General features: G+C 71.9%; 9 protein-coding genes. All 9 read left to right on the top strand.

Features of this window, described 5'->3' with window-relative positions; genetic code table 11:
• Window positions 1–275: 275 nt before the first annotated feature.
• Entirely contained in the window at window positions 276–2,807 is a 2,532-nt protein-coding gene (locus ACGFNI_RS34175) for a DNA polymerase III subunit gamma and tau (RefSeq protein WP_393689395.1), read from the top strand.
• A 416-nt stretch (window positions 2,808–3,223) separates the two neighbouring features.
• Window positions 3,224–3,574, top strand: a complete 351-nt coding sequence (locus ACGFNI_RS34170; protein ID WP_393689393.1) for a YbaB/EbfC family nucleoid-associated protein — start codon at window positions 3,224–3,226, stop codon at window positions 3,572–3,574.
• 51 nt (window positions 3,575–3,625) lie between these two features.
• Entirely contained in the window at window positions 3,626–4,225 is a 600-nt protein-coding gene (gene recR / locus ACGFNI_RS34165) for a recombination mediator RecR (protein WP_393689391.1), read from the top strand.
• Entirely contained in the window at window positions 4,218–4,880 is a 663-nt protein-coding gene (locus tag ACGFNI_RS34160) for a DUF5063 domain-containing protein (RefSeq protein ID WP_393689390.1), read from the top strand. The genes recR and ACGFNI_RS34160 overlap by 8 nt, the downstream gene beginning before the upstream one ends.
• A 318-nt stretch (window positions 4,881–5,198) precedes the next feature.
• Window positions 5,199–6,470, top strand: a complete 1,272-nt coding sequence (locus tag ACGFNI_RS34155; protein ID WP_393689389.1) for an aspartate kinase — start codon at window positions 5,199–5,201, stop codon at window positions 6,468–6,470.
• Window positions 6,467–7,582: an aspartate-semialdehyde dehydrogenase gene (locus ACGFNI_RS34150; RefSeq protein ID WP_393689387.1), complete on the top strand. Its 1,116-nt coding sequence runs from the start codon at window positions 6,467–6,469 to the stop codon at window positions 7,580–7,582. The genes ACGFNI_RS34155 and ACGFNI_RS34150 overlap by 4 nt, the downstream gene beginning before the upstream one ends.
• A gap of 491 nt (window positions 7,583–8,073) precedes the next feature.
• Complete coding sequence (locus tag ACGFNI_RS34145; RefSeq protein WP_393689385.1) at window positions 8,074–8,736, top strand: SigE family RNA polymerase sigma factor; 663 nt, start codon at window positions 8,074–8,076, stop codon at window positions 8,734–8,736.
• Window positions 8,733–10,412, top strand: coding sequence for a hypothetical protein (locus ACGFNI_RS34140; protein ID WP_393689383.1), 1,680 nt, complete (start codon window positions 8,733–8,735; stop codon window positions 10,410–10,412). The genes ACGFNI_RS34145 and ACGFNI_RS34140 overlap by 4 nt, the downstream gene beginning before the upstream one ends.
• An 87-nt stretch (window positions 10,413–10,499) precedes the next feature.
• Complete coding sequence (locus tag ACGFNI_RS34135; protein ID WP_393689381.1) at window positions 10,500–11,366, top strand: SURF1 family protein; 867 nt, start codon at window positions 10,500–10,502, stop codon at window positions 11,364–11,366.
• Window positions 11,367–11,485 lie beyond the last annotated feature (119 nt).

The raw sequence follows: 11,485 nt of genomic DNA, 5'->3' as shown, positions 1-11,485 counted from the left end.
GCTTGGGTGGGGTCTTCCCTGTTCGAGCGGAGTCGAGAGCTTGGTTGGGGTTTCCCCTGTTCGAGCGGGGGCGGGAGCTTGGATGGGGTCTCCCCTGCTCGAGCGGAGTCGAGAGCTTGGATGGGGTCTTCCCTGTTCGAGCGGGGGCGGGAGCTTGGTTGGGGTTTCCCCTGTTCGAGCGGGGGCGGGAGCTTGGTTGGGGTCTTCCCTGCTCGAGCGGAGTCGAGAGCTTGGGGACGGATCGATTGTCGGTGGGGGCCGATATCGTCGTATGCGTGTCGTCCCTCGCGCTGTACCGCCGCTACCGACCCGAGACCTTCGCCGAGGTCATCGGGCAAGAGCACGTGACCGACCCGCTGCAGCAGGCATTGCGGAACAACCGCGTCAACCACGCGTATCTGTTCAGCGGGCCGCGCGGCTGTGGCAAGACGACGAGCGCGCGGATCCTGGCGCGGTGCTTGAACTGTGAGGAAGGTCCCACTCCCACGCCCTGCGGGACGTGCCAGTCCTGTGTGGACCTGGCCAGGAACGGCCGGGGATCGATCGATGTGATCGAGATCGACGCGGCGTCGCACGGTGGCGTGGACGACGCCCGTGAGCTGCGTGAGAAGGCGTTCTTCGGGCCGGCGAGCAGCCGCTACAAGATCTACATCATCGATGAGGCGCACATGGTCACCTCGGCGGGCTTCAACGCCCTGCTGAAGGTGGTCGAGGAGCCGCCGGAGCACCTGAAGTTCATCTTCGCGACGACGGAGCCCGAGAAGGTCATCGGGACGATCCGGTCGCGTACGCACCACTATCCGTTCCGCCTGGTGCCGCCGGGGACGCTGCGCACCTACCTGGCGGACGTGTGCGGGCGGGAGTCCGCCCCGGTGGAGGACGGGGTGCTTCCCCTGGTCGTCCGGGCCGGAGCCGGTTCGGTGCGTGACTCGATGTCCGTGATGGACCAGCTGCTCGCCGGAGCCGGTGACGACGGTGTGACGTATGCCATGGCGACGGCGCTGCTCGGGTACACGGACGGGTCGCTGCTGGATTCGGTCGTCGAGGCGTTCGCGGCCGGGGACGGCGGTGCGGCCTTCGAGGTCGTCGACCGGGTCATCGAGGGCGGGAACGACCCGCGGCGGTTCGTCGCCGACCTGCTGGAGCGGCTGCGTGACCTGGTGATCCTGGCGGCCGTGCCGGACGCGGGGGAGAAGGGGCTGATCGACGCCCCCGCGGACGTCGTGGAGCGGATGACGGCGCAGGCGTCCGTCTTCGGGGCTGCCGAGCTCAGCCGGGCCGCCGACCTGGTCAACACCGGCCTCACGGAGATGCGCGGAGCGACGTCGCCGCGGCTGCAACTGGAGCTGATCTGCGCGCGGGTGCTGCTGCCCGCGGCCTACGACGACGAGCGGTCGGTGCAGGCGCGGCTCGACAGGCTGGAGCGCGGGGCCGGCGCGGCGGCGCTCGGCGGAGGCGGCGGCCCGGTGGGTCCTGGCGCCTTCCCGGGCGGGGCCGGCGGTCCTGTGGTCTCCTCCTGCGGCGGGCCCGCCGCCGGGTACGTGCCGGGTCCGGAGGCCCATCCGGTGGGCCCGCCCGCAGGTCCTGCGGGTCCGGCCGCGGCGCGTGCGGCGGTGCGCGGTGCGACGGGTGGGCCCGCAGGGGCCACTGCCGCCGGGCCGGAGCAGGGGGCTCCGGTGTCCGGGGCCGGTGCTGCGGCGGACGGTGCCGGTGCTCCCGTGGGCGGGGCGGCCGGTGGCGAGGCGCCGGCCGCGGCGCCCGCGGCCCAGGGCGGTTCGCACGCGGCGGAGCGGGCCGAGCCCGCGGCGCGGCCGGGTGCCTGGCCGGGCGGCACGGGCGGCGGGGCTGCCGCGGCAGGTGGCCAGGGTGCGGGTACGTCCGCTGCCGTGGGCGATGCGCCTGCCGCTTCCGGGGCGGCTGCGGAGAGTGCGCCCGCCCGGCCCGGTGCGTGGCCCGGGAGCGCGGGCGGCGGCAGCGGTGCCGGAGGAGGACGGCAGCCCGGTGGCTGGCCGTCGGCCACGGCGCCTGGCCAGGGTGCCCGGCAGGCACCCGCCGCGCCACCCGCGGCCCCCGAGCCGGAGCGGCCCGCCCCCGCGCAGCCGCAGGCGGGCGGGGCGCCAGGGGCGCCGGGTGCGGCACAGGTGCGGCAGATGTGGCCGGACATTCTGGACGCGGTCAAGGGCCGCCGCCGATTCACGTGGATCCTGCTGAGCCAGAACGCCCAGGTGTCCGGCTTCGACGGCACGACACTCCAGATCGGCTTCCCGAACGCCGGTGCGCGCGACAGCTTCGCCAACGGCGGCAGCGAGGACGTGCTGAAGGACGTGCTCGCCGAGAAGTTCCGGGTCCAGTGGCGGGTGGAGGCGATCGTCGATCCGTCGGGTGGCACCAATCCGCCGGCCGGCGGGGCCCGTGGTGGCAGCGGGGGCGGCGGCCAGGGCGGCGGTTACGGCGGCGGTGGGCCGGCCGGTGGTTATGGAGCGGCACAGAACCCCGCGCCGCAGCCCGCGCCGCAGGCGGCTCCGCCGCAGCCGGGCGGCCCGTCGGGCGGGTCCGGATCCGGTCAGGGCGGCGGCCAGGGGGCCCGGATGGCGCGGGAGGCCGTGGCGCCTCCGGCATCGGGCGGCGGCCAGGGCGGACGGCCTCCGGAGCCCGAGTACACCGCTCCCGAGCCGCCTCCGATGGCGATCGAGTACGACATGCCGGCCGAGGACGACCCGGACCTGGTGGACTCCGCGCTGAGCGGTCACGACCTGATCGTGCGGGAACTGGGCGCGACGGTGGTCGAGGAGTTCAACAACGAGTGAGAGTGAGGACGGGGGAGGGGAGCGGCGGGGCGTGGGGGTGCGGGCGCCCGGCCGTGAGCCGTAGTGCCATGCCTGCCGAGCCCAAGCCCGCGCCCGCCGGGCCCGCGCTCACTGCCCCCGCCCTCGCCACACCCTCCCCCTCGCCGATCACCCGGATTGGGTACCGGGCGGCCACGTAGGCGGCGGGCGGAACAGGCCGGACACCGGGAGGAAACCGGCCGGATCGACGGCGCGACGGTGACGGAATCGCGGGTGGACGGGGTCGGGCACGGGCTGTCCGGGTGTGCGTCCGGCGGGTGTCCGTGTGCGCCCGGCCGTACACGCATGCTCCTCCGTCCGGCGTAGGGCGCCGGGCCCGTGGAGCACGTAGGCTCGGGCTACCGCACCAATCGTTGTCGTATGGCAGGAGTCACGTCGTGATCCCCGGTGGTCAGCCCAATATGCAGCAGCTGCTTCAGCAGGCCCAGAAGATGCAGCAGGACCTTGCGGCGGCTCAGCAGGAGCTGGCCGAGACGCCCGTCGAGGGTTCTGCGGGCGGCGGACTCGTCAAGGCGACGGTGACCGGCTCCGGCGAGCTCCAGAGTCTGGTCATCGACCCGAAGGCGGTCGACGCCGAATCCGCGGAGGAGACGGCCGAGACGATCGCCGATCTCGTGCTCGCCGCCGTGCGGGACGCGAACGCCAGCGCCCAGCAGTTGCAGCAGCAGAAGCTCGGTCCGCTGGCGCAGGGCCTCGGCGGCGGTGGAATCCCCGGTCTCCCCTTCTGAGGAGTAGCCAACTAGCGTACTGAGTACGGCAGAAGAGAAAGAAGACGTTCCGTGTACGAAGGCGTGGTTCAGGACCTGATCGACGAGTTGGGCAGGCTGCCCGGCGTCGGTCCCAAGAGCGCGCAGCGGATCGCCTTCCACATTCTTCAGGCCGAGCCGACCGATGTCCGCCGGCTCGCGAACGCGCTGATGGAGGTCAAGGCCAAGGTCCGGTTCTGCAGCGTGTGCGGCAATGTCGCGCAGGAGGAGCAGTGCCGGGTCTGTCTCGACCCGCGGCGTGATCCGGCGGTCATCTGCGTCGTGGAGGAGCCCAAGGACGTCGTGGCGATCGAGCGGACGCGGGAGTTCCGCGGTCGCTACCACGTGCTCGGCGGGGCGATCAGCCCGATCGAGGGTGTCGGCCCCGACGACCTGCGGATAAGGGAACTGCTTGCCAGGCTCGCCGACGGTACCGTCACCGAGCTGATTCTGGCCACCGACCCGAATCTGGAGGGCGAGGCCACGGCCACGTATCTGGCCCGGATGACCAAGCATCTGGGCCTGAAGGTGACGCGACTGGCCAGTGGACTGCCGGTCGGGGGCGATCTGGAGTATGCCGACGAGGTCACGCTCGGGCGGGCCTTCGAAGGGAGGAGACTTCTCGATGTCTGATGCCACGCTGCACAACGCGACACAGAATCCCGACGACTTCGCCGTATCGATCTCCGACTCGATCGAGAGCTTCATCGTCGCGGTGACCGCGGTCGCCAAGGGCGACGAGCCGGACAGCGCCGTGCCGTTCCTGCTGCTGGAGATCTCCCAGCTGCTGCTCACCGGCGGCCGTCTCGGCGCCCACGAGGACATCGTCCCGGACGAGCGCTACGAACCGGACAGCGGTCCCGAGCCGGACGTGGACGAGCTGCGGGAGCGGTTCGCCGTGCTGCTCGACCCGGTCGACGTGTACTCCGAGGTCTTCGACCCGTACGTGGTGCGCAGCGAGCCGGTCGCCTGCCGGATCTCCGACGACCTCGCCGACATCGTCACGGATCTGCGGCACGGCCTGGCGCACTACCGGGCGGGCCGGGTCAGCGAAGCGCTGTGGTGGTGGCAGTTCTCCTACCTCACGAACTGGGGCCCGACCGCGTCGGCCGCCCTGCGCGCGCTCCAGTCGCTGGTCGCCCACGTACGCCTCGACCAGCCGCTGGACGCGCTGGACGGCCTGGACACCGACAGCGACGCGGACCACGACGAGGAGCGGCTCGCCGAGGAGGCCGGCAAGGTCATGGCGGCCGAGATCGCCGGGCCGCTGGGGCTGCGGCGGGTGTAGACGCCGGGGCCGCGGGGGTGGCGGAAACCGTGTGCGGCGCGTCCGGGGCTCCGTGTGACCTGGCTTACGTTCCCGTGTGCACCGTGCCGGAGCGGGCATGTGCTGGCCGAGCGGGCGCGACGGTGCGCCGCGCGGATCCGCCGTGGGGCACGGTGATCGGATCGGTGATCGAGGATGACCGACGAGTGAGCTTTGTGTCTCAGGATGCGGTATCAGCGAGGCGGATTCCGCCTGCTCGCTAAACTGAGTCGACCGCAGTACCCCCATTTCCGGGGGTCCGGGAGGAAACTCCCGAAGAGACAGTTGCGAGGAGCGCACGTGGGCCTTGTCGTGCAGAAGTACGGCGGCTCATCCGTTGCGGATGCCGAGGGCATCAAGCGCGTTGCCAAGCGAGTCGTCGAAGCCAAGAAGAACGGCAACCAGGTTGTCGTGGTGGTTTCGGCGATGGGCGACACGACGGACGAGCTGATCGATCTCGCTCAGGAAGTGTCCCCGATTCCATCGGGGCGCGAGTTCGACATGCTGCTGACCGCCGGAGAGCGGATCTCCATGGCCCTGCTGGCGATGGCGATCAAAAACCTCGGTCATGAGGCGCAGTCCTTCACCGGCAGCCAGGCTGGTGTCATCACCGACTCCGTGCACAACAAGGCACGGATCATCGATGTCACGCCCGGCCGTATCAAGACATCGGTCGACGAGGGCAACATCGCCATCGTCGCCGGTTTCCAGGGTGTGTCCCAGGACAAGAAGGACATCACCACGCTGGGCCGCGGCGGCTCGGACACCACCGCCGTCGCGCTGGCGGCTGCGCTGGACGCCGATGTCTGTGAGATCTACACCGACGTCGACGGTGTCTTCACCGCCGACCCCCGGGTCGTGAAGAAGGCCCGGAAGATCGACTGGATCTCCTTCGAGGACATGCTGGAGCTGGCCAGCTCCGGCTCCAAGGTGCTGCTGCACCGCTGTGTCGAATACGCACGTCGTTACAACATCCCGATCCACGTCCGCTCCTCCTTCTCGGGGCTGAAGGGCACGTGGGTCAGCAACGAACCACAAGGGGACCTTCCGATGGAGCAGGCGATCATCTCGGGCGTCGCACATGACACCTCCGAGGCGAAGGTCACGGTCGTCGGCGTTCCGGACAAGCCGGGCGAGGCCGCGCGCATCTTCCGTGCGATCGCGGACTCCGAGGTCAACATCGACATGGTCGTCCAGAACGTGTCGGCCGCCTCGACGGGGCTGACGGACATCTCCTTCACCCTGCCGAAGGCCGAGGGCCGCAAGGCCGTCGCCGCCCTGGAGAAGACCCGTGCGGCCGTCGGCTTCGACTCGCTGCGCTACGACGACCAGATCGCGAAGATCTCGCTGGTCGGCGCGGGTATGAAGACCAACCCCGGCGTCACCGCGACGTTCTTCGAGGCGCTGTCGAACGCGGGGGTGAACATCGAGCTGATCTCGACCTCCGAGATCCGCATCTCGGTCGTCACCCGCGCCGACGACGTCAACGAGGCCGTGCGCGCCGTGCACACCGCCTTCGGCCTCGACACGGACAGCGACGAGGCCGTGGTCTATGGCGGCACCGGTCGATGATTCCGGCCGAGGCGGGACGTCCGTCCTCCGCGCACGCCGCGGGGGCGGACGCCCGTACGGCACGTAAGCCGCATCTCGCCGTGGTCGGCGCCACCGGCGCCGTCGGCTCGGTCCTGCTCGGGATCCTCTCCGAGCGGGCCGACGCCTGGGGCGAGATCCGGCTGATCGCCTCCCCCCGCTCGGCCGGCCGCAAGCTGACCGTGCGGGGCGAGGAGGTCGAGGTCCTCGCCCTGGGTGAGGACGTTTTCGACGGCATCGATGTCGCGATGTTCGACGTACCGGACGCGGTCAGTGCGCGGTGGGCGCCGGTCGCCGCCGCCAAGGGCGCGGTGGTCGTGGACAATTCGGGCGCGTTCCAGGGGGATCCGGACGTGCCCCTCGTCGTCCCCGAGGTCAACGCGCACGCCGTCCGGGTGCGCCCGCGCGGCATCGTCGCCAACCCCCACTGCGCGACGCTCGCGATGATCGTCGCGCTCGGCGCTCTGCATGCCGAGTACGCGCTGAGCGAGCTGATCGTCTCCTCGTACCAGGCCGTCTCCGGGGCGGGGAAGGCCGGCGTCGACACGTTGCGGGCCCAGCTCTCGGCGGTCTCCGGAACGGAGTTGGGCAATGTGCCGGGCGATGTGCGCGGGGCGGTCGGTGACGCGCTCGGGCCGTTCCCTGCGCCGGTCGCGCTCAACGTCGTGCCGTGGGCCGGCTCGCTCCAGGAAGACGGCTGGTCGTCCGAGGAACTCGCGATCCGCAACGAATCCCGCGAGGTGCTGGGGCTGCCCCGGCTCCCCGTCACCGCGACCTGCGTACAGGTGCCGGTGATCACGGGCCATTCGCTGACCGTCCACGCGCGGTTCGAGAACGAGGTCACGGTCGGCGGTGCGCACGCGATCCTGGCCGCCGCGCCCGGAGTCGTCCTCAGTGACGATCCCGCGGGAGGCGAGTACCCGACGCCGGCGGATGTGGCGGGCACCGACCCGGCCTGGGTCGGGCGGGTCAGACGCTCGCTGGACGACCCGAAGGCGCTGGAGTTCTTCGTGTGCGGGGACAATCTGCGCAAGGGCGCCGCGCTGAACCTCGCGCAGATCGGCGAGTTGATCGCGGGGGAGTGGCACGCGTAGCGGGAGCCGCCTCTTCCGCTGCCGGACTTCCGGGGCGTGTGGTGCCCGGCGGTCCGGTGGCTTTCCGGACGCGGGGCGCCGCATCTTGGCGGGATCGGGTGTCCCGGTACGCGCTGGCTAGGACATACTTTGTGAATCGTGTGAAGTTTCTGTGTGTAAGCCATTGGCCCGCGCTACTTGAACCGGGCTGACGGTCTGGCCGACCATTTATTCTCCGCCGCACTGCAACCGGTGGCCGGGTGGGGAACGTCTTCGTGGCTGCCCCGCAGGGTGTCCGCAAGATGCAGGGTGTCCGAGAGGTGTCCAGGGGGCGTCTGAGAGTGTCACGCACGCCATGGGTGACCTCGGATGCTCCGGAGGCGCCGGGGGTGAATGCGTCGGAATAAATGGGGCATTGGGGAAGAGCTGGTACGCATGAGGGCATTTGACGCATCGTCGAAGGTGGTGTCTTGCGCGTACAACCCTGACGGGGGGAAGCGTGTCCAACAGGCGTGGCAGAGGTACTCGGTTTCACGATCGCCCCAGCGGGCGCAGCGAGCGCGGCAGTGCGCCCGCCGCGCCACCGTGCGTCCGGGGGCATGCCGGTGATCGCCCCCTGGCCCACCACGCGCCCCACGCAGATCTCCCCCCAACGCGGGGACGCTGACGACGCGATGGCAGCGGGCACCACAGTCGACCACCTCACCGAGACCTACCGCACGCACTACCGCTCCCTGCTCGGACTCGCCGCGCTGCTCCTCGACGACACCGCGTCCTGCGAAGACGTCGTCCAGGAAGCGTTCATACGCGTGCACTCCGCGCGCAGCCGGGTGCGCGAGCCCGAGAAGACGCTCGCCTACCTGCGGCAGACCGTCGTCAACCTCTCGCGCTCCGCACTGCGCCGCCGCATCCTCGGCCTGAAGCTGCTCTCCAAGCCGATGCCCGACATGGCCAGCGCCGAAGAAGGCGCGTACGACCTCCTGGAGCGCGACCAGCTGATCCAGGCGATGCGCGGTCTGCAACGCCGTCAGCGCGAGGTGCTCGTCCTGCGCTACTTCGCCGACATGACCGAGGCCCAGGTCGCCGAGACGCTGGGAATATCGCTCGGCTCGGTCAAGGCGTACGGATCGCGCGGCATCGCGGCGCTCCGCGTCGCGATGGAGGCGTCGGCATGAACGGCAAGACCTTCGGCACGCCGGGGGCGCAGGAACCGTCCGGTAGGGAATCCCGGACGGGTTCGGGGACGGGCTCCGGCGCGGGCTCCTGGCCCGTCGGCCGGGTGCCGGGACGCGGGGCGGACGCCGCGCCGGGGGAGGACTCCGGCGGTGAGGCGGCTGCCGGGAACGGCCCGGACGGTGAGATCGAGGCGGAATCCACGAACGGGGCGGACGCCACGAACAGGGCGTATCCCGGGCACGGGGCGCACCCTGCGCGTGAGTTGAACCCTGTGCACGAGCTGAACCCTGAGCACGGGGCGGACCCCAGGTTCGGGTGGCGGGCCGACCCCCGAGCGGACCCGGTGCGGAATCCGGGCGGGCAGTGGCTGACGGCGCTCCGTCATGACATCGGTGTCGGTGATGCGGGCGGTGCCGACGGTGATGCCGATGACCGGGCTGACAGCGGTGCCGACGGATACGGCAGCGGCGGACGGTACGACGACGGGCGGTACAGCGGCGGGCGGTACGGCGACGGACCGTACGGCGGCGACCGATTCCCGGGCCACCGTGACGACGACCTCGACGCCACCACCCCCGTCCCCTCCCTCGCCTCTCTCCCCTCCGCCCCCCGCCCACCGGACGGCGGATTCGGTGGCGAGGACGAACTGAGGCGGCTGCTGCGGTCGTCCGTCGACGACCTGGAGCCCGCACCGGACGCCCTTGACCAGCTGCGCCGCGCCGTACCCGCCCGCCGCAGGCGCCGTCGGCACGCCGTCGTGGGCGCCGCCGCCGCACTGCTGCTCGGCGGCACCTCGATCCCCGCCATGGTGCACGTCGCGACCCTGGACGACGGCTCCGCGGACCGCCCGGCGAACGCGGCGAGCAGCCAACGCGCCGACGGCACCGTCGCGGGCCCGTACGGCGACGGCCCCGAAGACCACGGCGCGCCGCCCACCGGCAAGGACGGCAGGCACCGCGGCTCCGGCGAGCCCGATGGCGACGGCACCGCGACACGGAAGGGCGGCCCCGGACAGGACGTCGGCTCCGGCACCCCCGACCCGTACGAGACGATGGACGTCACCTCGCCGGTCTGCGGACGCGAGCAGTTGGGCAAGGCGACCGGCAAGGTCGGCCCGGCCGACTCCGGGGGACGCGTCTACGGCGCGTTCCGGGTGGTCAACACCTCGGACGCGGCCTGCTCCGTCGACGGCGGCGGCACCGTCGACGCGGTGGCCCAGGGCTCCACGAAAGCCGACCACATCCACGTCGTCGACCACACGTCAGGCGACGAGGCCACCGGGCTCCCCGACCCCGCAACCGCCCCTGACCAGCTGGTTCTCAAACCCGGGCAGGCATACGAGGTCAAGTTCGCCTGGATTCCCGACGCCGGCGGCGGAACCACCGGCTGCGCACACCCGGGCCCCTCGCCCACCCCCGAGCCCTCGAAGTCGCCGGCCGCGGCGGCCGACTCCTCGCCGGCCACCGCGGGCGAAGGCGGCGGAGGAGGCGGCGACGGCCAGGACGGCAGCGGAAACGGCTCGGGCGACGGCGGCGGCTCGGGCGACGGCGCCGCACCCGGCGGCATCATGCTCAGCCACACGCCGGAGGCCGGCGAGCCCGCCGCCACCGACGCCACGATCAAGGACGCGTGCTCCGGCACGGTGTACCGCACCGGGGTGCTGCCGACCGAGTGAGGTAGGCGGCCCAGGTCCTGGCGGCCGGGGCTGCACCGTGGAGGGGGCGGTGCAGCCCCGCCGTTCGGGCCCCGTACCGTTGGGGGCGTGTACCGGTTCCTGCTGACCCCGCGGTGGTGGGGAATCAACGTCTTCGCCGTACTGGCGATCCCCTTCTGCATTTTCATGGGCAGCTGGCAGCTGAGCCGCTTCGAGGCACGCGTCGACACGCATCAGCAGCAGGAGGACCGCTCCGCCGACGCCAAGGCAGCCGCGGCCCGGCCCCTCGACAGCCTGCTCCCCGTCGACCAGGTCACCTCAGGCCGCCAGGCCAGCGCACGAGGCACCTACGACACCGACCACCAACTGCTCGTCCCGGACCGCACCTTGGACCGGAAGCAGCACGACACTCCGGGCTTCTACGTCCTGACCCTGCTGCGTACCGACGGCGGCAAGGCCCTCCCCGTGGTCCGCGGCTGGCTGCCGGGCGACGCGAACTCCCGGGCCGACACGGCCAAGGTCCCGGCACCGCCCAAGGGCGAGGTGACCGTCACCGGAGCGCTCCAGGCATCCGAGAACGAGGGCACCGCAGGCGTGCAGGCCACCGGTGGCCTGCCGAAGGGCCAGCTGGGCATGATCAGCGCGGCGTCGCTGGTCAACATCGTGCCGTACCACGTCTACGACGCCTGGATCACCCTCGGCGACGCCCAGGCCCCGCTGCGCGCCGTCCCGCCGGCCGCCGCCGAGGGCAGCGGTCTTGACCTCAAGGCATTCCAGAACCTCGGCTACACCGGCGAGTGGTTCGTCTTCGCCGGCTTCGTCGTCTTCATGTGGTTCCGCCTCTTCCGCCGCGAGGCCGAAGCCGCGAAGGACGCCGCGCTGGGCATTGTTCCGGAGGGGGCGGATGAGGATGCGGGTGCGGACGCGGACGCGGACGCGGGTGCGGATGAGGGGGCGGGGGTTGGGGTGAGGTAGGGGGCGGTACGGGGTGGGGGGGGCGGGGGGGGGGGGGGGGGGGGGGGGGGGGGGGGGGGGGGGGGGGGGGGGGGGGGGGGGGGGGGGGGGGGGGGGGGGGGGGGGGGGGCGGGGGGGGG

The organism is Streptomyces sp. NPDC048644, assembly GCF_043199105.1.
GTDB lineage: Bacteria > Actinomycetota > Actinomycetes > Streptomycetales > Streptomycetaceae > Streptomyces.
This window is presented reverse-complemented; position numbering and strand designations above follow the sequence as displayed.

Coding starts and splice junctions, on each gene's coding strand:
- ACGFNI_RS34160 (WP_393689390.1), top strand. CDS start 4,218: ATGTCTGATGCCACGCTGCACAACGCGACACAGAATCCCGACGACTTC.
- ACGFNI_RS34150 (WP_393689387.1), top strand. CDS start 6,467: ATGATTCCGGCCGAGGCGGGACGTCCGTCCTCCGCGCACGCCGCGGGG.
- ACGFNI_RS34140 (WP_393689383.1), top strand. CDS start 8,733: ATGAACGGCAAGACCTTCGGCACGCCGGGGGCGCAGGAACCGTCCGGT.